The organism is Streptomyces sp. NPDC096324 (assembly GCF_044763015.1).
GTDB lineage: Bacteria > Actinomycetota > Actinomycetes > Streptomycetales > Streptomycetaceae > Streptomyces.
This window is the reverse complement of sequence record NZ_JBIWFK010000024.1, coordinates 56516-79266: the sequence shown is the minus strand read 5'-3', so window position 1 is coordinate 79266 and position 22751 is coordinate 56516. Positions and strand designations below refer to the sequence as shown.

Here is a 22751-nt window from a genome sequence, read left to right as displayed (position 1 = left end):
AAACGCCCGGTTACATTCCGAACCCGGAAGCTAAGCCTCACAGCGCCGATGGTACTGCAGGGGGGACCCTGTGGGAGAGTAGGACGCCGCCGAACTAAAATTGGAGGACCCTTGGTCCCAGCGACTCGCTGGGGCCAAGGGTCCTTTTTTGTTTTGCCGAAGCGCGCCGGGTACCCGGCTGCGCGAGAATGACTTGCGGTACCGAAGACAGGAGTCACCCATGTCCACCAACTCTCCCGACGAGCGACCGGAGCGCGACGAGCGCCGTCGTGACAGTGGTGACCGCGGTGACAACCGCGGTGGTCCGCGCCGAGACAACGACCGAGGTGGCTCCGGCCGGCGTGACGATCGCCGTGACGGCGACCGGGGTGGCGACCGCGGTGGTGACCGTGGCGGATTCCGTCGCGACGACAGCCGTGGTGGCGGCACCGGCAGCGGCGGCGGTGGGTACCGCGGGCGAGATGACCGTCGTGAGGGCGATCGGGGCGGTCGGCCGCCGTTCCGTCGTGACGACCGGCCCAGCGGTCCGCGTCGCGACGACCGTGGTGGCAGTACCGGCGGCTTCCGTCGGGACGGGGACCGTCCCGCTTTCAACCGCGACGATCGGCCCAGCAGCCCCCGCCGTGAGGACGACCGCGGCGGCTACCGCCGCGACGACCGTCAGGGTGGCGGCGACCGTGGCGGCTTCCGCCGTGACGACAACCGCGGCGGTGGCAGTGCCGGTGGCGGCTTCCGTCGCGATGACAACCGTGGTGGCGGCAGCGGAGGCGGCTTCCGTCGTGATGACAGCCGTGGCGCCAGCGGTGGTGGCTTCCGTCGTGATGACCGTGGTGGCAGTGCCGGCGGCTTCCGCCGTGACGACAACCGCGGCGGCAGTGACCGTGGTGGCTTCCGTCGCGATGACAACCGTGGTGGCGGCGACCGTGGCGCCAGCGGTGGTGGCTTCCGTCGTGATGACCGTGGTGGCAGTGCCGGCGGCTTCCGCCGTGACGACAACCGCGGTGGTGGCAGCGGTGGCGGCTTCCGTCGCGACGACCGTGGCGACTTCCGTCGTGACGAGCGGCCCAGCAGCCCCCGTCGCGACGACGACCGCGGTGGCTTCCGCCGCGATGACAACCGTGGCGGCGGCGACCGTGGCAGCAGTGGCGGTGGCTTCCGTCGTGACGACCGTGGTGGCAGTGCTGGTGGCGGTTTCCGCCGCGATGACAACCGTGGCGGCGGCGACCGTGGCAGCAGTGGCGGTGGCTTCCGTCGTGACGACCGTGGTGGCAGTACCGGCGGTTTCCGCCGTGACGACAACCGCGGTGGCAGCGGTGGTGGCTTCCGTCGCGACGACCGTGGCGACTTCCGTCGTGACGAGCGGCCCAGCGGCCCGCGCCGTGACGACGACCGTGGCGGCTTCCGCCGTGATGCGGACCGTCCGTCCTCCTTCCGTCGTGACGAGCGGCCCAGCAGCCCCCGTCGCGACGACGACCGCGGTGGCTTCCGCCGGGACGACAACCGGGGTGGCGGCGACTTCCGCCGCGACGAGCGCCGGGACAGCGACCGTCCGCCGTTCCGTCGCGACGACCGTGGCGACTTCCGTCGTGACGAGCGGCCCAGCGGCCCGCGCCGTGACGACGACCGTGGTGGCTTCCGTCGCGACGACAGCCGCGGTGGCAGCGGCGGCGGCTTCCGTGGCCGTGACGACCGGGGACGCGACGACAGCCGTGGTGGACCGCGCCGCGACGACCGGGGCGGGCGTCCCGGTGGCTTCCGTGGCCGCGACGACCGCGGTGGCGACGACCGCCGAGGTGGCGGCAGCTACCGCGACGAGCGGGACCGGGACCGCGAACCGATCAAGCGTCTGCCCATCCCGGACGACGTCACGGGTGAGGAGATCGACAAGGACGTGCGGCAGGAGCTCCTCAGCCTGCCCAAGGGCCTGGCCGAGGAGGTCTCGCGCAACCTGGTGATGGTCGCCCGGCTCATCGACGAGGACCCCGAGGCCGCCTACGCGTACTCGAGGATCGCCCTGCGGCTGGCCTCACGTGTCGCCGCCGTGCGCGAGGCCGCCGGCTTCGCCGCGTACGCGAACCAGAAGTTCAGCGAGGCGCTCGCCGAGTTCCGTGCCGCACGCCGGATGACCGGCAGCGCGGAGCTGTGGCCCGTGATGGCGGACTGCGAGCGCGGTCTCGGCAGGCCCGAGAAGGCGCTGGAGATGGCCGGGGCGCCCGAGGTCCAGAAGCTGGACAAGGCGAGTCAGGTCGAGATGCGGCTCGTGGCGGCCGGTGCCCGGCGTGACATGGATCAGCTCGACGCCGCCATCGTCACCCTGCAGAGCCCCGAGCTCGCCTCGAACTCCGTCCAGCCCTGGACCGCCCGACTGCGGTACGCCTACGCCGACGCGCTCCTCGCCGCCGGACGCGAGGGCGAGGCACGTGAGTGGTTCGCCAAGACCGTCGAGTCCGACAAGGACGGCAGCACGGACGCCTCCGACCGGCTCGCCGAGATGGACGGCGTCGAGTTCGTCGACGCCCTCGTCGAGGACGGCGAGGCCGGGGCCGCGGACACGACCGGGACCGCGACGGAGACCCTCGCCGAGAACGAGCACCAGGACGCGGACGAGGACGACGCCGAGGACGACGAGGACGAGGACGACGACGAGATCGAGTCCGTGACCACGGACGGGATCACGGACGACGTCGACGACCTCGACGAGGACGAGCACGAGGACGAGAAGGACGAGGACGACGCTCCTCACCGTCCGCAGAGCTGACGCCGGACACCACGGCGCAAACACGTGGGCGGCGGGACACCTTCAAGGTGCCCCGCCGCCCACGTGGCGTTTCCGCGGGTGTTCCCCGGGACCGCGGCCTTCTCAGGGAGTGAGCGCCCGCAGGACGAGACCGGACGCCGGCTTCGGCCCGAAGGAGGTCGACTTGCGCGGCATCGTGACCCCCTGGCGCGCGAGTTCGCGTACCACTTCCTCGTGGACCGGGTGCATCAGGACGGCCGTGCCCCCGTCGTGCTCCGCCTTCTCGACCGTGGCGGTCGTGTCGTGGATGTACGCGATGTCGGCGGGGGAGTCCTCAGGGATGCCCCACACATGGTCCAGGAGCGTGGCGTGCAGGACCGTCGCGTCCAGCGCGCGCCAGGCTTCCGGGTGCTCGGCGGGGATCGTCCGGGCGAGGAGGTCGGGCGACGGGCGGTCGACGAGGTGGAAGGCGCCGTCGCCGGCGAGCAGGAAGGCGTTCCCCTCGGCGGCCGCGGCGGCGAGGGACTCCAGCGCCTCGGGGAGGGGTACGTCGAGGTGACGTACGCGGAAGGAGTCCCCGAGGGCGGCCAGCGCGTCGGCGACCGGCAGGCGGTGCAGCAGGCGGTGGATGGCCCGGACGCGCAGCGGGTAGCGGGCGGTGTCCACGAGGAGGACCAGACCGTAGTCCCAGGGGCTCGGCGAAGGATGCTCCGCGCGTAGACGAAGGTACGTCGCCCAGCGGTGGTGTCCGTCGGCGATGAGGGCCTGGTGCCGGCCGAGGTCCGTGCGGATCTCCGTGAGCTCCGCCGGGTCCGTGACCGCCCACAGGCGATGGCTGATGCCGTCCTCCGTGGTGGTGGACAGCAGCGGGGGCAGAGCGGCGGTGCGCTCGATGACGGCGGCGGTGCCGTACCCGGAACCGTTGCCGCGATAGGTCAGCAGCAGGGGTTCGAGGTTGGCGGAGGTGGCGCGCATCAGGGCCGCGCGGTCCGCGATGACGTGCGGCATCACGTCCTCGTGCGGGAGCACGACGCCGTCGGCCGGATCGGACAGCCGCAGATTGCCGATCACGCCGCGTTGCAGCAGGTCGCCGTCGCGCTGCTCGTACACGTACAGGCCCGGCTCGGGATCGGCGGCCAGGATGCCCTCCGACAGCCAGCGGTTCAGCGTGTCGGCCGCCTGGCGGTTGCGGGCGGCGGGGGTGCCGTCCTGCGGGAGGATGAGCCGGACGATGTTGTACGGGTCGGCCGATTCGAGTTCGAGCAGTCCGTCGGGCCGGACGATCACGTCGTACGGCGGGGACGTCACGGCGGCCAGGCTGCCGACCCGGTCGGGGTCGTAGCGCAGGCCTCGGAACGGGGTGAGTTCGAGGCCGCTCCCTGCCGGTGTTTCCTCCTCGGGACCTGCATAGTTCATTGGGGCATCGTAAGTGTGTCCGTGGCATGCGGGATGATCGGGGCAACGGGATCGAACGAGGAGCGATGCGCAATGAGCCAGACCGTCAGGACGCGGCCCGAGGGCAGTGAGCAGGCCCTGAGCGAGGCGTACGACACCGCGCTGCTGGACCTGGACGGTGTGGTGTACGCGGGCGGTGACGCCATCGCCCACGCCGTGGAATCGCTGGCGACGGCGCGCGCGGGCGGGATGCACCTCGCGTACGTCACCAACAACGCGCTGCGTACTCCGGACGCGGTCGCCGGGCACCTGACGGAGCTGGGCATCCCGACGGTGGAGGCGGACGTCATCACCTCGGCGCAGGCCGTGGCCCGGCTCATCAGCGAGCAGGTGCCGGCGGGGTCGCGTGTGCTGGTCATCGGCGGCGAGGGGCTGCGGGTCGCGCTCCGGGAGCGCGGGCTGGAGCCGGTGGACTCGGCGGAGGACGAGCCCGTGGCGGTCGTGCAGGGGTACGGCGGTCCCGATCTGACCTGGTCCCGCTTCGCGGAGGCGTGCTACGCCATCGCGCGCGGGGTGCCCTGGTTCGCCTCCAACACGGATCTGACGATTCCGGGTGCGCGCGGGATCGCGCCGGGGAACGGTGCGGCGGTGGAGGTCGTCCGCATCGCCACGGGTGCCGAGCCGCGGGTGGCGGGCAAGCCGTTGCCCCCGATGCACCGCGAGACGATCCTGCGGACCGGGGCCGATCGGCCTCTGGTGGTCGGGGACCGGCTGGACACGGACGTCGAGGGCGCGTTCAACGGAGAGGTGGACTCGCTGCTCGTCCTCACCGGTGTGACGGACGGGGCGCAGCTTCTCGCCGCGCCGCCGCGGCACCGTCCGACGTACGTCGACGCCGATCTGCGCGGCATGCTCACCGGGCAGCCCGAGGTCGTCGAGGCGGGCGACGGGTTCCGCTGCGGCGGCTGGACGGCGACGGCGGGCGCCGACGCACTGGAGCTGACGGGCGAGGGCGAGGCCTTGGACGGGCTGCGGGCGCTGTGCGCGGCCGCGTGGACGGCCGCGGGCGAGGGCGTGTGCGAGCTGGACGGCGGGAAGGCGCTGGCCCGGCTGGGCCTGTAGGACCCGTGCGACCGGCGGGAAGACGTCGGCCCGGCCTTCCCGGACCTGCTTGACCGGGGGAAGGCGTCGGCTCGGGTTGTGGGACCCGGGTGACCGGCGGTTTGGTGTTTGGCCCGCCGGGGTGTGTCCGGCTCGGCAGGTCCTGGCGGTCCCGGCGCCGGGGGAAGGTGCGGGTGCCGGGGTGGTGTTCCTCGTGGCGGACTGGGTCGCCACGAGGGCTGACCTGGGCTTCGGTCCGGGATCAAGGGTGCGGGCCCACCCAAGCGCAACGCGAGGGTAGGCTAACCTAACCTCGTGTTGGTCGACAGTCCTCCTGAACAGCGCGCGGAAACCGCCCCCGCGCCCCCAAGCCGCCGGGCGATACGGACTCTTGGACTCCTCGTATCCGTGGGGGTCCTGCTGCTGGTCGCGCTGGCGAGTATCGCGATCGGCGCGAAAGCGCTGCCGTTGGACCAGGTGTGGCACGGCCTGTTCCACGACTCTGGGACGTACGCGGACGTCGTCGTCGGTGACCGGATCTCGCGCACCGTGCTCGGGCTGCTGGTCGGCGCCGCGCTCGGGCTGTCCGGTGCCGTCCTCCAGGCGCTGACCCGCAATCCGCTGGCCGACCCCGGTCTGCTGGGGATCAACGCGGGCGCGTCCGCCGCCGTCGTCACCGCGATCACGTACTTCGGCGTCACCTCGCTGAGCGGCTACGTCTGGTTCGCCTTCTTCGGCGCGGCGGCCGTCGGAGCGCTGGTCTGGTTCCTGGGCGGCAGCCGGGGCGCGACCCCGGTGCGGCTCGCGCTCGCCGGAACCGCGATCAGCGCCGCGCTGTACGGCTATCTGCAAGCCGTGATGATCATGGACGACGCGGCGCTCGGCAAGATGCGCTTCTGGACCGTCGGTTCGCTCGCCTCGGCGACCGACTCGACGATCGAGCAGGTGGCCCCCTTCCTCGGCGTCGGCGCGCTCGTCGCGCTGGCCCTCGCCCGGCCGCTGAACGCGATGGCCATGGGTGACGACACCGCCCGGGCGCTCGGCGCCAACCTGAACCGCACCCGCGCGCTGTCCATGGCCGCCGCGACCGTGCTCTGCGGCGCCGCGACTGCCGCCTGCGGACCGATCGTGTTCGTCGGGCTCATGGTCCCGCACGCCGTCCGCTCCTTCACCGGGCCCGACCTGCGCTGGATCCTGCCGTACGCCACCGTCCTGTCGCCCGTGCTGCTGCTCGGCGCCGATGTCCTGGGGCGGATGATCGCCCGGCCGGCGGAGCTTCAGGTCGGCATCGTCACCGCGGTGCTGGGCGGTCCGGTCTTCATCTTTCTCGTACGGCGACGGAGGACGGCGCAGCTGTGACGACCCCACGTGTCCGAAGCACCCGAACCGCCCGCGACCGGAGCGTCCCGGCGCTCCCCGCGCGCCGTGTCCGGGCCGTCCGCACCGTCGGCGGCCTGTCCTTCCGGCTCGACATCCGCATGGTCACCGTGGTCGCCTCGCTGCTGGTGGCCGCGGCCGCGGCGAGCGTGGTGCTGATCGGCACAGGCGACTTCCCGATCCCGGCCGGCGACGTGCTCAAGACCCTGACCGGCGGCGGCAGCCCCGGCCAGGAGTTCATCGTCAACGAACTGCGGCTGCCGCGCGTCCTCGTCGGACTGCTGGTGGGGGCCTCGCTCGGGCTGGCCGGAGCGCTCTTCCAGTCGATCTCCCGCAACCCGCTGGGCAGCCCCGACGTGCTCGGGCTCGGCCAGGGGGCCACGGCCGGCGCGCTCGTCATGATCGTGCTGTTCTCGGGCAGCGCGACCGAGGTCGCCCTCGGAGCGCTCGTCGGGGGACTGCTGACCGGGCTCGCCATCTATCTGCTCGCGTGGAAGCGGGGCGTGCACGGCTATCGGCTCGTCCTCGTCGGCATCGGTGTCTCCGCGGTCGTCACGGCGGTCAACGGCTATCTCCTCACCAAGGCCGACCTCGTCGACGCGGCCCGCGCCGTCGTCTGGATGACCGGCTCCCTCAACGGCCGGGACTGGGCCCAGGTCTGGCCGCTGCTCATCATGTGCGCCGTCCTCGTCCCCCTCGTCCTCGGCAACGCGCGCGGGCTGCGGATGATGGAGATGGGCGACGACGTGTCGTACGCCCTCGGAGTGAGCGTCGAGCGGACGCGGCTGCTGCTGATGGTGGCCGCCGTGCTGCTCACCGCGGGTGCCACCGCCGCCGCGGGCCCGGTCGGCTTCGTGGCGCTCACCGCGCCGCAGCTCGCCCGGCGGCTCACCCGGTCGCCCGGACCGAACCTGATGGCCTCGATGTGCATGGGCGCGACCCTGCTCATCGTCGCGGACTGGGCCTCGCAGCGCGCCTTCGGCGCCGACCAACTGCCCGTCGGCGTCGTCACCGGCGTCCTCGGCGGCGTCTACCTGCTGTGGCTGCTGGTCACCGAACGCAAGGCGGGCCGGATATGAGCGGCCCGGCGAAGGCCACCCCCGTGACCGCGGACGAGAACACCCCAAGGAGCACTGTGAACCGCCTGTCCGCCGACGACGTCACCCTCGCCTACGACCAGCGTGTCATCGCGGAGAAGCTGTCGGTGGAGATTCCCGACCGGTCCTTCACGGTGATCGTCGGCCCGAACGCCTGCGGCAAGTCCACCCTGCTGCGCGCCCTGTCGCGCATGCTCAAGCCCTCGGCCGGGCGGGTCCTGCTCGACGGACAGGCGATCCAGTCGATGCCGGCGAAGAAGGTGGCGCGCACCCTCGGGCTGCTGCCGCAGTCGTCGATCGCGCCGGACGGGATCACGGTCGGCGACCTCGTCGGCCGGGGCCGCTATCCCCACCAGGGCCTGCTGCGGCAGTGGTCCGCGGAGGACGAGCGGGTGGTCCAGGAGTCGATGGCCTCGACCGGGGTCGCCGAACTCGCCGATCGCTATGTCGACGAATTGTCCGGCGGTCAGCGGCAGCGTGTGTGGATCGCGATGGCGCTCGCGCAGCAGACCCCGCTGCTCCTGCTGGACGAGCCGACGACCTACCTCGACATCCAGCACCAGATCGACGTCCTCGACCTGTGCGCCGAGCTCCACGAGACGCAGGGCCGCACCCTGGTCGCCGTACTGCACGACCTCAACCACGCGGCCCGCTACGCCACCCACCTGATCGCGCTGCGCGAGGGCCAGGTCGTCGCCGAGGGCGCCCCGAACGACATCGTCACGGCCGAACTGGTCGAGGAGGTCTTCGGACTGCGCTGCCAGGTCATCGACGACCCCGAGACCGGGACGCCCCTCGTGGTGCCCGCGGCCCGCAAGGCCAGGGTCCGCGTCGCCGTGGCCGCTACAGAAGGGTCCTGAGCCGGAGCAGGTCGCGCAGGCCCGCCTCCAGCTTCACCCGGCCCGAGCCCCAGGCCTTGGCGAAGTTCAGCTCGCCGTTCACCATCGCCACCAGGTCGTCGCCCTTCATGGTCAGGCGGATCTGGGCCCGCTCGGGGGGCGGGCCCTGGAGCGTGTCCAGCACCTCGATACGGCCGCCCCTGAGCCGCCCGACGAAGGTGATGTCCAGGTCGGTGATACGGCAGCTCAGCGAGCGGTCCAGGGCCGCCGCGGCACGTACGTCCCCGTCGGCGCCCGCCATGTTGTCCGAAAGCTTGTCGAGTGCGGTGCGGCACTCCTCAGTCGTCGCCATCGTGATCGACGGTACCGCAGCCCTTCGCGGTAGCGTCGGGGCATGAACGACTCAGTCCCCGAGGGCGAGCTCCCCGAGGCCGTCACCGCGCGGGAGCCCGGCCCGGCCGCGGAGGCCGAACCGGAACCCGCGTACGACCCCGCCGCACCTGCCCCGCTGAACGTGCCGCGCGTCCCGACGGGCCACGCCGACGTCGACGCCCGGCTCGACCGGCTGGCCGACGCCGACCACCTCGCCACGGACGGACACCTCGAGGTGTACGAGGATGTGCACCGGGGGCTGCGCGACGAGCTCACCGCGCTCGACGTCCGCCCGGGAGCCCCGGCTCCCGGCGGCCACCCGGGCGCCGCCCCGCAATGAGATCCTTCGGGACACCGGAGAACGTTCCGGGCCTTCGAAGGACCTTCGGGACACCCGGAGAACCCTCCGGGCACCCCTTTCCATCGCCGTACGACCGCAGGAGCTGAACCGAACGTGGCAGGAGTGGCACGCCGCCGCCTCGACGCCGAGCTGGTCCGCAGGAAGCTCGCCCGCTCGCGCGAGCACGCCGGACAGCTCATCGCCGCGGGCCGGGTCAGCGTGGGCAAGACCCTCGCGACCAAGCCCGCCACGCAGGTCGAGACCGCCGCGGCGATCGTGGTCAGCAAGGACGACAGCGACCCCGACTACGTCTCGCGCGGCGGACACAAGCTCGCCGGCGCGCTCGCCGTCTTCGGCCCGCAGGGCCTGAAGGTCGAGGGACGGCGGGCACTGGACGCCGGAGCGTCCACCGGAGGCTTCACCGACGTACTGCTGCGCGCGGGCGCCGCCCATGTCCTCGCCGTGGACGTCGGTTACGGACAACTTGCGTGGTCTCTCCAGAGCGATGAACGCGTCACCGTCAAGGACCGTACGAACGTACGCGAGTTGACGTTGGAGGCGATCGATGGGGAGCCCGTGGACCTTGTTGTCGGGGATCTGTCCTTCATCCCGCTCGGACTGGTGCTGCCCGCCCTCGCGCGGTGCACGGCGCCGGATGCCGACCTGGTGATGATGGTCAAGCCGCAGTTCGAGGTGGGGAAGGACAGGCTGGGCAGCGGCGGTGTCGTGCGCAGCCCGGAGCTGCGCGCCGAGACCGTGCGCGGCGTGGCGGGGCGAGCCCGGGAACTGGGGCTCGGAGTGAAGGGCGTGACAGCGAGCCCGTTGCCCGGACCGTCGGGCAACGTCGAGTACTTTCTGTGGCTGCGGGCCGGGGCACCCGAACTGGACCCGGCCGACGTTGACCGTGCAGTGGCGGAGGGGCCGCGTTGACACAGACCCGAGCTCGTACTGTTTTCCTGCTGGCCCACACCGGGCGGCCGGCAGCCATCCGAAGCGCCGAGCTGGTCGTCCAGGGGCTGCTGCGCTCCGGGATCGGCGTGCGGGTCCTCGCGGCCGAGGCGGCCGATCTGCCGCTGCCCCACGAGGTGGAGCTGGTCCAGGAGGCCACTCCGCAGTGCCTCGACGGCTGCGAGCTGCTCATCGTCCTGGGCGGTGACGGAACGCTGCTGCGCGGCGCGGAGTTCGCCCGCGCCTCCGGGGTGCCGATGCTCGGCGTGAACCTCGGGCGCGTCGGCTTCCTCGCCGAGGCCGAACGCGACGATCTGGACAAGGTCGTCGACCGGGTCGTCACCAAGGCCTACGAGGTCGAGGAACGCATGACGGTCGACGTCGTCGTGCACCGCAACGGCGACATCGTGCACACCGACTGGGCGCTGAACGAGGCGGCCGTGCAGAAGGTGTCCGCCGAGAAGCTCCTCGAAGTGGTGCTGGAGATCGACGGGCGGCCCGTCACCGGGTTCGGCTGCGACGGGATCGTCTGCGCGACTCCGACCGGGTCGACGGCGTACGCGTTCTCGGCGGGCGGACCCGTGGTCTGGCCCGAGGTCGAGGCGCTGCTGATGGTGCCGATCAGCGCGCACGCCCTGTTCGCCAAGCCGCTGGTGACCTCGCCGGACTCCGTGCTCGCCGTGGAGGTGCTGCCGCACGTCCCGCCGGGTGTGCTGTGGTGCGACGGGCGGCGGACGGTGGAGCTGCCGCCGGGCGCGCGGGTCGAGGTGCGGCGGGGGGCCGTGCCCGTGCGGCTCGCCCGGCTGCACCACGCCTCCTTCACCGACCGGCTCGTCGCCAAGTTCGCGCTGCCGGTCTCCGGATGGCGCGGGGCACCGCACTAGGGCAGGTCCCGGTGACCGGCCCGGCACCCGGGTTCCGCCCGGGTGCCGGGCCGCTTCCGCACGGTCCGTCGGCGAACGAGAACACCCCCGTCAGGTAACGCTCGGTTCTCTTTGCGGGGGGCGGCGTCGCACGGCGCGAGGAAAACCTCGTATGGTCGGGGACGTGTTGGAGGAGATGCGGATACGGTCGCTCGGAGTCATCGACGACGCGGTCGTCGAGTTGTCACCCGGCTTCACCGCCGTGACCGGTGAGACCGGTGCGGGCAAGACGATGGTGGTCACCAGCCTCGGGCTGCTGCTGGGAGGGCGGGCCGACCCGGCCCTCGTGCGGATCGGCGCCAAGAGCGCGGTCGTGGAGGGGCGGATCAGCGTGCCCCCGGGCGGGACGGCCGTCGTACGGGCCGAGGAGGCGGGCGCCGAGCTCGACGAGGGCGTGCTGCTGATCAGCCGTACCGTTTCGGCGGAGGGGCGTTCACGCGCGCATCTCGGCGGGCGTTCGGTGCCGGTGGGCGTGCTCGCCGAGCTCGCCGACGAACTCGTCGCGGTGCACGGCCAGACCGACCAGCAGGGACTGCTCAAGCTGTCCCGGCAGCGGCAGGCCCTGGACCGGTACGCGGGTGACGCGGTCGCCGTCCCCCTCGCCAAGTACGCGGGGGCCCACCGCCGGCTGCGGGCCGTCTCGGCCGAGCTGGACGAGATCACGACGCGCGCCCGGGAACGGGCCCAGGAAGCCGACCTGCTGCGCTTCGGACTCGACGAGATCGCGGCCGTCGAGCCGCGCGCGGGCGAGGACGCGGAGCTGGCGGCGGAGGCCGAGCGGCTCGGTCACGCGGAGGCGCTGGCATCGGCCGCGACCGTCGCGCACGCGGCGCTGGCGGGCAACCCCGAGGATCCGGAGGGCATCGACGCGGCCACGCTCGTCGCGGGCGCCCACCGGGCACTGGAGGCCGTGCGGTCGCACGACTCGGCCCTCGCCACGCTGTCCGGGCGGATCGGCGAGATCGCCATCCTGCTGGGCGACGTCGCGGGCGAACTCGCGGGCTACGCAGACGACCTCGACGCCGACCCGCTGCGGCTGGCGGCCGTCGAGGAGCGCAGGGCCGCGCTCACCCAGCTCACTCGCAAGTACGGCGAGGACATCGACGCCGTGATCGCCTGGGCCGAGCGGAGTGCCGAGCGGCTCACCGAACTCGACGGCGACGACGACCGGATCGGCGAACTGACCGCCGAGCGGGACGCTCTGCGCGGCGAACTCGGCGGCCTCGCCCAGGCTCTGACGGACGCCCGTACGGAGGCCGCCGAGCGGTTCGCCGCCGCCGTCACCGCCGAGCTGGCCTCGCTCGCCATGCCGCACGCGCGCGTGTCGTTCGAGATCCGGCAGACCGACGACCCGGAGGGGGTGGAGGTCGGCGGACGCCCGGTGGCCTACGGCCCGGCCGGTGTCGACGAGGTGGAACTCCTGCTCGCCCCGCACCCCGGGGCGCCGCCGCGACCCATCGCCAAGGGCGCGTCCGGCGGTGAGCTCTCGCGCGTGATGCTCGCGGTCGAGGTCGTGTTCGCCGGGACCGACCCCGTGCCGACGTATCTCTTCGACGAGGTCGACGCGGGCGTCGGCGGCAAGGCCGCGGTCGAGATCGGGCGTCGGCTGGCGAAGCTGGCCAAGAGCGCGCAGGTCGTCGTCGTGACGCACCTGCCGCAGGTGGCCGCCTTCGCCGACCGGCAGCTTCTGGTCGAGAAGACCAACGACGGCTCGGTGACCCGGTCCGGGGTGAAGGTGCTGGAGGGTGAGGAGCGCATCCGTGAGCTGTCCCGGATGCTCGCGGGGCAGGAGGACTCCCAGACGGCCCGGGCCCACGCGGAGGAACTCCTGGCGGCTGCTCGCGCCGACGCGTAGCGGGGGTCTTTCCCCGGCGGGGTGGGCCTGCTCCCTCGCCGGGGCGGGTCTGCCTCCTGCAGCGTTTCTCGCCCCCTCCGCCCCTGCCCGTCCCACCCCTGGGGCTCCGCCCCAGACCCCGCTCCTCAAACGCCGGAGGGGCTGAATCCGGGGAGTGCGGGGGTTTGGGTGCGCTGGGTGGTGCGCGGGTGCATCTTTGCCGTCGGTGTGGCGCGCGAGGGCGTCCTCGGTGCCGAGGTGACGCGTGATGCGCCCGGCGCCTTCCGGAGGCAGGGGTTACCCGCGGGGCCAGGGGGCCTATTCGGTCGTGTGGTTCGGTCCTCCCCGGAATGGACTATTCATCACTCGTGCGGGTGACCGTCGTCGCCGGGTTGCCTTGTCTGACGTGCCCTCGTCGTGATGGCGGTGCCGGAACGCCCGGGCGGCCTGGCATCCTTGGCGTAGTACGCGGTGCACGACGTGCGGTATCCCTTTCTCCGCACGGTCCTTCTGTACGTTTCCTCGTGACCGTCCGACGCCGAACCAGGAGCCCCGGCCACGTGAGCCACGTGAGCAGCCACTCAGCGCACGGCCAGTCGCCGCTGCGCACCGTGCAGGTGCTCGGCGGCGGAAGCGCGGGCAGCAGCGCGCACGTACGGTCGCTGGCCGCGGGTCTCGTCGCCCGGGGGGTCAGGGTCACCGTCTGCGCCCCCGCCGAGGCGGACCGCGTGTACGGATTCACCGGCGTCGGCGCGCACCACGTGCCCGTGCCCCGCAGCAGCGACCCCGCCGCGGTGGCCGCACTGCGGGCGGCCTGCGCGGACGCCGATCTGGTGCACGCGCACGGGATCCACGCGGCGCTGCGGGCGGCACTGGCGCTCAGCGGGCGCCGCGTCCCCCTCGTCGTCACCTGGCACACCCGCTCGGAGGCGGAAGGCGCCCGGGCCCATGTCCTGCGGCTCGTCGAACGCCGGGTCGCCAGGGCCGCCGACGTGGTGCTCGGGACCTCGTCCGACCTGGTGGACCGGGCCCGTGGAAGGGGCGCGCGCGACGCGCGGCTCGCCGCCGTCGCGTTCCCGGCGCCGCGCCCGCCCGTCGAGCCGGTGGAACCCGACCGGTTCCGGCACAAGGCACGGGCCGAACTCGGCGCGACCGACCGCCCGTTGCTCATCGCGGTCGGCTCGCTCGACCGGCACCGCGGCTATCACACCCTCCTGGACGCCTCGCGCGCCTGGTGCCGCCTCGATCCCATGCCGCTGCTGGTGATCGCGGGGGAGGGGCCGCTGCGCGCGATTCTCCAGCGCCGGATCGAGGACGAGGAACTGCCGGTCCGGCTCATCGGGCGGCGCGAGGACGTCGCGGAACTCCTGGCGGCCGCCGACGTCGTGCTGCTGCCCAGCCGATGGGAGTCTCGCTCGGTGCTGGCGCAGGAGGCCCTGCACGCGCGTGTCCCGCTCGTCGCCACGGCGGTCGGGGGCATCCCCGAGATGGTCGGTGACGCGGCCGAACTCGTCCCGTACGGCAACGCGAAGGCGCTGGCCGACGCCGTCGTACGCGTGCTCGCCGATCCGGCGCGTCAGGAGGCGCTGCGGGAGAGGGGCACCCGGCAGGCCGCCACCTGGCCGACCGAGGACGAGACGGTCGCCCAAGTGCTCAGCGTCTACGACGAGTTCACCCGGTTCCGGCCGCTGGCCTGACCGGCGCCGAAGCGGCGGGCGGCCTTCAGGGAACATGCCTGCGGGCCCGCAGCGCCAGGCTCAACGCCAGTACGGTCTGCGGGTCGTCCAGGTCCATGCCCAGCAACTCACCGATCCTGGCGAGGCGGTTGTACAGGGTCTGCCGGTTGAGATGCAGTTCGCGGGCGGTCTCCGCCTTGCGGCCCGCGTGCGCCAAGTACGTCTGCAGGGTGGGCAGAAGAGGCGGCTTCGAGCGGACGTCGTGATCGCGGAGCGGACCGATCGCGCGCTCCACGAACGCGGCCAGGTCGGGATGCTCGCGCAGTCGCCAGAGCAGCAGGTCGATGTCCAGCCGGCGCGCGTCGTACCAGGGCCGGTCGGACAGGCCCTGCGCGGCCGTCGCCGTCTCCGCCGCGTGCCGCAGGCCCGCCGACGCGGCCGCCCAGCCCCCGGCGACCCCGACGACCACCACGGGCGGCTGTGCCCCGGGCCGCTGCATGCCGGCCCGTTCCACCCCGGCGCGCAGCGCGGCCGCGACACGGTCCGCGACGGCCGCCCGCTCCGACTCCGAGCGCAGGCCGAGCAGCAGCGGGACCCGGCCCTCGACGGGACGGACGCCCAGCAGGACCGGGACGCCCACCGAGGCCAGCTCCTCCGCGACGGCGCGGGCCAGCACCGCCCAGCCGCCGCCTGGCGCGAGGCCGTCGGCCAGCCGCATCACGACCGGCAGGAGCGGACCGGCGCCGGGCTTGAACCCGAGGACGCGGGCCTGCGCCGGCGCGTCCTCGGCCTCGATACGGCCCTCGGCGAGGTCGGTAAGGAAGTCGCCGCGCCCCCGCGCCGCCAGTTCCTCCTCCTGGCGGGCCTGCATCAGCACGACCGCCAGGATGCCGGCGGCCCGCTCCGCGGCGATCCGGTGGACCGGGGCGACCGGCGCGCCGACGGGCAGCAGCACCAGACGGGCCCGTACGGAGCCGGTGCCGGGGCCGCCGCCGGGCACGTCCACCAGGGTGGTCCCCGCGGGCGGCTCCTCCTTGTGCTGGCCGCGCAGCCCCTCCCAGACCTGGAGGGGATCGGCGCCCGTGGAGCCGGCCCCGGCGGCGTACAGGAGCTGTCCGTCGGCCGTCTCCAGGAAGACCGGGTTGCCGCTGAAGTCGGCCAGAATGCGCAGGACCTGGGGTACCCCGCCGCCGCCGAGCAGGGCCTCGGTGCACCGCCGGTGCACTTCCTCGGCCTGCTGGAGCAGCGCGTAGTGGCCGTTGACGATCTCGGTGTGGATCTCCTCCGTGACCGTCACGAAGGGCACCTCGCGGTGCAACTGGACCAGCGGCAGACCGGTGGAGCGCGCCGTCTCCACGAGCGCGGCGGGCAGCCGGGTGAAGCGCGGGCCGAGTTCCACGACGAGCGCCGCGATCCCGCGCTCGGCGAGCGTGCGGACGAACGCGCGCTGGTCGGCGGGGCGGGTGCCGAGACCGTAGCCCGTGGTCAGCAGCAGCTCGCCGCCCTTGAGCAGCGAGGCGATGTTCGGGACCTCGCCCGCGTGCACCCAGCGCACGGTCCGGTGCAGCCGGTCGGCCCCCGCGATGATCTCCGGCAGCCCGCCGCGCAGTCCGGGCAGCTCAAGAGCCCGCTGCACGGTGATTCCGGCGCCCTGGGTGTCGTAACGGCTGTCCATGGAGCGGACGCTACCCGCGGACGGCTTCCGGGGGCATCTCCGGGCCGTGACGGACGGCGGCCGGAGCCGCCGCGGGCGGTGTCCGGGGTGAGTGCCGAGGTCAGGCGGCGGCCGGGACCGGGGCGATGTTGTGGTTGAAGCGGAAGACGTTGTCCGGGTCGTACTCGGCCTTCACCGCGGCCAGCCGCCGGAGGTTGTCCTCGCCGAGACCGGCCGTGACGCGGTCCGTGCCCTCGTCCCCGATGAAGTTCAGGTAGACCGCGCCGGTGCTCCACGGCCGGACGTCCTCGCGGACCTTCCTGACCCAGGCGACGCACCGCTCGTCGTCGGCCGGGTCCTCCCAGATCCCGAAGGGGTGCACGGCCCACGGCGCGTCGCGGTAGGGGACCGGGAACCGGGACGGTCCGGCGGCGATGGCGCCGCCCTGCGGGAACAGCACGTGCTGGGTGCCGGTGGGGACGGGCATGGCCTCGCCGAGGGCGCAGAAGACGTCCACGAAGTCGTCGGGCGCGCCGGTGACGTATTGCGCCGACCAGTAGTTCCGCAAGCCGGGCGGGTCGTCGAGCATGGAATTGAAGTCGGGGTAGGGCAGGGCGGTGACGATCTCGACCTCGTGCGGCAGCGCCAGCAGCGGCTGCGCGACCTTGCGCATGTCCTCCTCGCCGCCCGCGTACGCCACGAGGGCGCCGCACAGCCGCTTGCCGACCAGATGCCCGGGCATGAACTCCTCGGGCGGGGCGGTCAGGTAGAGGACGCCGCCGCCCGCCTCCCGCGGCCCGTTCTCGATGATCTCGCGGTAGACGCGCACGACGTCGGGGCCGGCCTCCGGCAGGTACATCACCAGGGCGATCGAGAACTCGGGCAGCGGGTGGAGCTTGAGGGTGAGCGCGGTGGCGACGCCGAAGTTCCCGCCGCCGCCGTGCAGGGCCCAGAACAGCTCCGGGTTCTCCTGGTCGGTGGCGCGTACCGGCGAGCCGTCGGCGGTCACCAGCTCGACGCCCAGCAGATTGTCCACGGCGAGGCCCATCGACCGGTCCAGCCAGCCGCTGCCGCCGCCGAGGACGAAGCCGCCGACGCCGGTCGTCGAGACACGGCCGCCGGTGGTCGCGAGGCCGTACGGCTGGGTCGCCCGGTCGAGATGGCTCATGAGTGCTCCGCCCTCGACCCGGACCGTCTCGGACCCGGGGTGGACGGTGACCGCGTGCATGCGGCTGAGATCGATGACGAGACCGCCGTCGTTGAGCGACATGCCGGAGACGCTGTGACCGCCCCCGCGTACGGCGATCGGCAGATCCAGCTCCCGCGCGAAGCGCACCGCGCGTGTCACGTCGGCCTCGCCCTCGCATCGCGCGATCACGGCGGGCCGCCGGTCGATCATCGCGTTGAAGATCGTCCGGGCCTCGTCGTACCCGGGATCGTCAGGGGTGACCACATCACCGGAGAGACCCGCGCGGAATGCGGTCAGTGCCGCGCCGGCCTTCGAAAGGGGAGCCATGGGAGCCGCCCCCTTCCATGAGGGGACAGAACTTCTTCCAGGCTAGGCGGGCGCGGCGCATCGGGCGCGTCGGGGAGGCCCCGGCGCGCCCGCGTGGTGCGTCGGGGAAGCCCCCGGGCGCGCCCGCCGTGGTGCGGTTCAGCCGCCGTACGCCCCGCTCGCCGTCAGCCGCAGGGCCGTGTCGATGAGGGGAACGTGGCTGAAGGCCTGCGGGAAGTTCCCGACCTGGCGCTGGAGGCGCGGGTCCCACTCCTCGGCCAGCAGACCGAGGTCGTTGCGCAGGGCCAGCAGGCGCTCGAAGAGCTTGCGGGCCTCGTCGACCCGGCCGATCATCGCGAGGTCGTCGGCCATCCAGAACGAGCAGGCGAGGAAGGCGCCCTCGTCGCCCTCCAGACCGTCCACGCCCGCGTGTGCGCCGGAGGTCGGGTAGCGCAGGATGAAGCCGTCGGAGGTGGACAGCTCGCGCTGGATCGCCTCGATGGTGCCGATCACCCGCTTGTCGTCCGGCGGCAGGAAGCCCATCTGCGGGATGAGCAGCAGCGAGGCGTCGAGCTCCTTCGAGCCGTAGGACTGCGTGAAGGTGTTCCGCTCCTGGTCGTAGCCCTTCTCGCACACGTCCCGGTGGATGTCGTCGCGCAGTTCGCGCCATTTCTCCAGGGGGCCGTGCGCGTCCCCGGACTCGATGAGCTTGATGGTGCGGTCGACGGCGACCCAGGCCATCACCTTGGAGTGCACGAAGTGCCGCCGCGGTCCCCGGACTTCCCAGATGCCCTCGTCCGGCTGGTCCCAGTGGGTCTCCAGGTAGCGGATCAGCTTCAACTGCAGGAGCGAGGCGTAGTCGTTGCGGGACAGGCCCGTCATGTGGGCCAGGTGCAGGGCCTCGGTGACCTCGCCGTAGACGTCGAGCTGGAGCTGGTGCGCGGCGCCGTTGCCGACCCGGACCGGCGCCGAATTCTCGTACCCGGGAAGCCAGTCGAGCTCGGCCTCGCCCAACTCCCGTTCGCCCGCGATGCCGTACATGATCTGAAGGTTCTCCGGGTCGCCGGCGACCGCGCGCAGCAGCCACTCGCGCCAGGCGCGGGCCTCCTCGCGGTAGCCGGTGCGCAGCAGCGAGGAGAGGGTGATGGCCGCGTCGCGCAGCCAGGTGTAGCGGTAGTCCCAGTTGCGTACGCCGCCGATCTCCTCCGGGAGGGAGGTGGTGGGCGCGGCGACGATGCCGCCCGTGGGCGCGTACGTGAGGGCCTTCAGCGTGATCAGGGAGCGGACGACGGCCTCGCGGTAGGGGCCGTGGTACGTGCACTGGTCGACCCAGTCGCGCCAGAACTCCTCGGTGGCCTCCAGCGACTGCTCCGGCTCGGGCAGCGGCGGGGGCTGCTTGTGCGAGGGCTCCCACGACACGGTGAAGGCGATGCGCTCGCCCGGCGCCACGGTGAAGTCGGCGTAGGTGGTCAGGTCCTTGCCGTACGTCTGACAGTCCGTGTCGAACCAGACCGAGTCGGGTCCGGCGACCGCGACCGTGCGCCCCTCGTGCCGGCGCACCCAGGGCACGACGCGGCCGTAGGAGAACCGCATGCGCAGCGCGGAGCGCATCGGCACCCGGCCGCTGACGCCCTCGACGATGCGGATGAGCTGGGGCGCGCCGTCACGCGGCGGCATGAAATCGGTCACCCGGACCGTGCCCCGCGGTGTGTCCCACTCGGACTCGAGGATCAGCGAGTCGCCGCGGTACCGGCGGCGCGAGGCCGCGGGCGGCCGCGCGTCGGCGGCGTGCGCGGGACCGAGTCGCCAGAAGCCGTGATCCTCCGTGCCGAGCAGTCCCGCGAAGATGGCATGGGAGTCGAAGCGGGGCAGGCACAGCCAGTCGACTGTGCCGTCCCGGCAGACCAGCGCGGCTGTCTGCATGTCTCCGATGAGTGCGTAGTCCTCGATGCGCCCGGCCACGTGCATCTCCAGTCGAACGGCCACGGCGCCCCTGCGCGGGGCGGTCGCTCTTGCGGTCAAAGGGAACGTAGGTACTGCAAAACAGTAGGCAATGGGGGTCGGTAACTGCGGAACGTCGATGATGGGGGACGTCCGCCGTGCGTCGCTGCGAAACGCCGGTTGTCGGTGCGATGGGCGATGCGATTGTCGTTTCGAAACGAACTGACAGGCCCTCTTTGTTCCGGTTACGTGCGGGATGGTGCCGTGTGCCGGAGGGGCTCGGCAGCGAGTGTCCGAGCAGGATACGACGCACGTGGAAGATCCGCGTGCCGCTCCGGACAACCCGGCTGCGCCGATCGAGTGAGTGGTGTGTGAGGTGTGTGCCCGGCCGGGTGCCCGGGTGTACCCGACCGGGTGTCCGGGCGTGCGCGGAGCGTGGCCGGAAGCGGCCTCGTCCGGTCGCTGATACCCTGGTAGCCCGTGGACCGGTGGGCAAGAAACCCCCGAACCGCAGCGACGGCAACCCCCGGAAATCTCCGGGCCCCACGCCGGCACGCACCCCAGACCGACCACGGGAGCCCCCTCTTGGCCATGCCGCCCAGTGCTTTTCGAAACAGCACAGCCACGACGACCAAGCACATCTTCGTCACCGGGGGTGTCGCTTCGTCCCTCGGCAAGGGACTGACCGCCTCCAGCCTGGGCGCGCTGCTCAAGGCGCGGGGTCTGCGCGTCACCATGCAGAAGCTCGACCCGTACCTGAACGTCGACCCGGGCACCATGAACCCGTTCCAGCACGGCGAGGTGTTCGTCACCAACGACGGCGCCGAGACGGACCTGGACATCGGGCACTACGAGCGCTTCCTCGACGTGGACCTGGACGGCTCGGCCAACGTGACCACCGGTCAGGTGTACTCCACCGTCATCGCCAAGGAGCGGCGCGGCGAGTACCTCGGTGACACCGTGCAGGTCATCCCGCACATCACCAACGAGATCAAGCACCGCATCCGCCGCATGGCGGCCGACGACGTCGACGTCGTCATCACCGAGGTCGGCGGCACGGTCGGCGACATCGAGTCGCTGCCCTTCCTGGAGACGGTCCGCCAGGTCCGTCACGAGGTCGGCCGCGACAACGTGTTCGTCGTGCACATCTCGCTCCTGCCCTACATCGGCCCGTCCGGCGAGCTGAAGACCAAGCCGACGCAGCACTCGGTCGCGGCGCTGCGCAACATCGGTATCCAGCCGGACGCGATCGTGCTGCGGGCGGACCGCGAGGTCCCCACCGCCATCAAGCGCAAGATCTCGCTGATGTGCGACGTGGACGAGGCCGCCGTGGTCGCGGCGATCGACGCCCCGTCGATCTACGACATCCCGAAGGTCCTGCACACCGAGGGCCTGGACGCCTACGTCGTCCGCAAGCTGGACCTGCCGTTCCGTGACGTGGACTGGGCGACCTGGGACGACCTGCTCGACCGCGTCCACAACCCGGTCCACGAGATCACCATGGCGCTCGTCGGCAAGTACATCGACCTGCCCGACGCCTACCTCTCGGTCACCGAGGCGCTGCGCGCCGGCGGGTTCGCCAACAAGGCCCGCGTCAAGATCAAGTGGGTCACCTCGGACGACTGCAAGACCCCCGCGGGCGCGGCCAAGCAGCTCGGCGACGTCGACGCGATCTGCATCCCCGGCGGCTTCGGCGACCGCGGTGTGTCCGGCAAGGTCGGCGCGATCCAGTACGCCCGCGAGAACCGCATCCCGCTGCTGGGCCTGTGCCTCGGCCTGCAGTGCATCGTGATCGAGGCCGCGCGGAACCTGGCCGACATCCCCGACGCCAACTCCACCGAGTTCGACTCCGGCACCGGCCACCCGGTCATCTCCACGATGGCCGAGCAGCTCGACATCGTGGCGGGCGAGGGCGACATGGGCGGCACCATGCGTCTGGGCATGTACCCGGCCAAGCTCGCCGAGGGCTCGATCGTGCGCGAGGTGTACGACGGCAAGGAGTACGTCGAGGAGCGCCACCGCCACCGCTACGAGGTGAACAACGCCTACCGCGCCGAGCTGGAGAAGAAGGCCGGTCTGCAGTTCTCCGGCACCTCCCCGGACGGCAAGCTCGTCGAGTACGTCGAGTACCCGCGCGACGTCCACCCGTACCTGGTCGCGACGCAGGCGCACCCCGAGCTGCGCTCCCGCCCGACCCGGCCGCACCCGCTCTTCGCGGGCCTGGTCAAGGCCGCGGTGGCGCGCAAGACGGGCAAGTAGGGCCAAGTAACACCGGGTTGTACGGTGACCGGGGTGCGGGTCCGCGGGAGTTCCCGCGGGCGCGTGCCCCGGTTCCGTCACGGGACCGGACTCTTTTGCGTGTGGGAGGACAGGCCATGACGATCAAGGACACCCCCGAGGAGTGGGAGGTCCGGGCGACCGAGACCCCCTTCAAGGGCAACAAGACCTCGGTGCGCACCGACGACGTGGTCATGCCCGACGGATCCGTCGTCCGCCGGGACTACCAGGTCCACCCGGGCTCCGTGGCCGTGCTCGCCCTGGACGAGGAGGACCGGGTCCTCGTCCTGCGCCAGTACCGCCACCCCGTGCGCCACAAGCTGTGGGAGATCCCGGCGGGCCTGCTCGACATCCCCGGCGAGAACCCGCTGCACGCCGCCCGGCGCGAGCTCTACGAGGAGGCGCACGTCAAGGCGGAGACCTGGCGGGTGCTGACCGACGTGTACACCACTCCCGGCGGCTGCGACGAGGCCATCCGCATCTTCCTGGCCACCGACCTCTCCCAGGCGGAGGGCGAGCGGTTCGAGGTCGAGGACGAGGAGGCCGACATGGAGCTGGCCCGCGTCCCCCTCGGTGAACTCGTCGGCGGTGTGCTCGCCGGCGACCTGCACAACAACTGCCTGGTCGTGGGCGTTCTCTCGCTTCTCGCCGCACGGCAGGGCGACGGACTCGCGGCCCTGCGCCCGGCCGACGCACCCTGGCCCGCCCGCCCCTTCGAGGCCTGAGCTCCGCCTCCGGGAAGGCG

17 protein-coding genes, 1 rRNA gene and 1 pseudogene are annotated in these 22751 nt (G+C 72.5%); 14 read left to right on the top strand and 5 right to left on the bottom strand.

Translation table 11 applies throughout. The annotated features are described in order from the left end of the window. The 3 genes and pseudogenes from rrf to ACIQ7M_RS38870 all read left to right on the top strand — a co-directional run. Positions 1-95, top strand: a 5S ribosomal RNA gene (gene rrf / locus ACIQ7M_RS38880); the annotation flags it as partial. Between the two features lie 125 nt (positions 96-220). Beyond that, positions 221-1570: pseudogene (locus tag ACIQ7M_RS38875) on the top strand (hypothetical protein); the annotation flags it as partial. A gap of 321 nt (positions 1571-1891) precedes the next feature. Further along, complete coding sequence (locus ACIQ7M_RS38870; RefSeq protein ID WP_403653283.1) at positions 1892-2758, top strand: hypothetical protein; 867 nt, start codon at positions 1892-1894, stop codon at positions 2756-2758. A gap of 102 nt (positions 2759-2860) precedes the next feature. Here ACIQ7M_RS38870 and ACIQ7M_RS38865 read toward each other — a convergent pair whose 3' ends face one another. Continuing rightward, complete coding sequence (locus ACIQ7M_RS38865) at positions 2861-4153, bottom strand: DUF1015 domain-containing protein (RefSeq protein ID WP_403653270.1); 1293 nt, start codon at positions 4151-4153, stop codon at positions 2861-2863. Positions 4154-4225: 72 nt separating this feature from the next. On the opposite strand from ACIQ7M_RS38865, the gene ACIQ7M_RS38860 reads away from it, so the two are divergent. From ACIQ7M_RS38860 to ACIQ7M_RS38845, 4 genes are all read left to right on the top strand, one after another. After that, entirely contained in the window at positions 4226-5254 is a 1029-nt protein-coding gene (locus ACIQ7M_RS38860; protein WP_403653267.1) for an HAD hydrolase-like protein, read from the top strand. 294 nt (positions 5255-5548) lie between these two features. Beyond that, positions 5549-6592 carry a FecCD family ABC transporter permease gene (locus ACIQ7M_RS38855; protein ID WP_389850072.1) on the top strand — a complete coding sequence of 348 codons (1044 nt, stop codon included), beginning with the start codon at positions 5549-5551 and terminating at the stop codon, positions 6590-6592. Between the two features lie 95 nt (positions 6593-6687). After that, positions 6688-7689 carry an iron chelate uptake ABC transporter family permease subunit gene (locus ACIQ7M_RS38850; RefSeq protein ID WP_355772675.1) on the top strand — a complete coding sequence of 334 codons (1002 nt, stop codon included), beginning with the start codon at positions 6688-6690 and terminating at the stop codon, positions 7687-7689. Further along, a complete protein-coding gene (locus ACIQ7M_RS38845) occupies positions 7686-8567 on the top strand; it encodes an ABC transporter ATP-binding protein (protein WP_403653264.1) in 882 nt (293 codons plus the stop codon). The genes ACIQ7M_RS38850 and ACIQ7M_RS38845 overlap by 4 nt, the downstream gene beginning before the upstream one ends. Here ACIQ7M_RS38845 and ACIQ7M_RS38840 read toward each other — a convergent pair. Then, on the bottom strand, positions 8551-8898 hold the full coding sequence (locus ACIQ7M_RS38840) for an SCP2 sterol-binding domain-containing protein (protein WP_355772661.1): 348 nt from the start codon (positions 8896-8898) through the stop codon (positions 8551-8553). The two genes, ACIQ7M_RS38845 and ACIQ7M_RS38840, sit on opposite strands and share 17 nt — an antisense overlap. Before the next feature lie 42 nt (positions 8899-8940). Here ACIQ7M_RS38840 and ACIQ7M_RS38835 point away from each other — a divergent pair, with 42 nt between their 5' ends. The 5 genes from ACIQ7M_RS38835 (at position 8941) to ACIQ7M_RS38815 (ending at position 14660) form a co-directional block, all read left to right on the top strand. Beyond that, positions 8941-9258, top strand: a complete 318-nt coding sequence (locus ACIQ7M_RS38835; RefSeq protein WP_355772658.1) for a hypothetical protein — start codon at positions 8941-8943, stop codon at positions 9256-9258. 114 nt (positions 9259-9372) lie between these two features. Continuing rightward, the gene (locus ACIQ7M_RS38830; protein WP_355772655.1) at positions 9373-10188 is read left to right on the top strand and encodes a TlyA family RNA methyltransferase; all 816 of its coding nucleotides are present in this window, start codon (positions 9373-9375) and stop codon (positions 10186-10188) included. After that, the gene (locus ACIQ7M_RS38825; RefSeq protein ID WP_355772652.1) at positions 10185-11090 is read left to right on the top strand and encodes an NAD kinase; all 906 of its coding nucleotides are present in this window, start codon (positions 10185-10187) and stop codon (positions 11088-11090) included. The genes ACIQ7M_RS38830 and ACIQ7M_RS38825 overlap by 4 nt, the downstream gene beginning before the upstream one ends. 151 nt (positions 11091-11241) lie before the next feature. Next, positions 11242-12984, top strand: coding sequence for a DNA repair protein RecN (recN, locus tag ACIQ7M_RS38820; RefSeq protein ID WP_355772650.1), 1743 nt, complete (start codon positions 11242-11244; stop codon positions 12982-12984). Positions 12985-13523: 539 nt separating this feature from the next. Next, a complete protein-coding gene (locus tag ACIQ7M_RS38815) occupies positions 13524-14660 on the top strand; it encodes a glycosyltransferase family 4 protein (RefSeq protein WP_403653257.1) in 1137 nt (378 codons plus the stop codon). A gap of 25 nt (positions 14661-14685) precedes the next feature. Here the strand turns inward: ACIQ7M_RS38815 and ACIQ7M_RS38810 are convergent, their stop codons facing one another. From ACIQ7M_RS38810 to ACIQ7M_RS38800, 3 genes are all read right to left on the bottom strand, one after another. Then, on the bottom strand, positions 14686-16314 hold the full coding sequence (locus ACIQ7M_RS38810; RefSeq protein ID WP_386984215.1) for a PucR family transcriptional regulator: 1629 nt from the start codon (positions 16312-16314) through the stop codon (positions 14686-14688). A gap of 100 nt (positions 16315-16414) precedes the next feature. Then, positions 16415-17809, bottom strand: coding sequence for an FAD-binding oxidoreductase (locus tag ACIQ7M_RS38805; RefSeq protein ID WP_403653253.1), 1395 nt, complete (start codon positions 17807-17809; stop codon positions 16415-16417). Between the two features lie 138 nt (positions 17810-17947). Continuing rightward, positions 17948-19750: a glycoside hydrolase family 15 protein gene (locus tag ACIQ7M_RS38800; protein ID WP_403653279.1), complete on the bottom strand. Its 1803-nt coding sequence runs from the start codon at positions 19748-19750 to the stop codon at positions 17948-17950. Positions 19751-20320: 570 nt separating this feature from the next. Here ACIQ7M_RS38800 and ACIQ7M_RS38795 point away from each other — a divergent pair. Together ACIQ7M_RS38795 and ACIQ7M_RS38790 are read left to right on the top strand one after the other, a co-directional pair. Next, positions 20321-21988 carry a CTP synthase gene (locus ACIQ7M_RS38795; protein WP_355768120.1) on the top strand — a complete coding sequence of 556 codons (1668 nt, stop codon included), beginning with the start codon at positions 20321-20323 and terminating at the stop codon, positions 21986-21988. A 116-nt stretch (positions 21989-22104) separates the two neighbouring features. Then, the gene (locus tag ACIQ7M_RS38790; protein WP_355768117.1) at positions 22105-22731 is read left to right on the top strand and encodes an NUDIX hydrolase; all 627 of its coding nucleotides are present in this window, start codon (positions 22105-22107) and stop codon (positions 22729-22731) included. Positions 22732-22751: the final 20 nt, after the last annotated feature.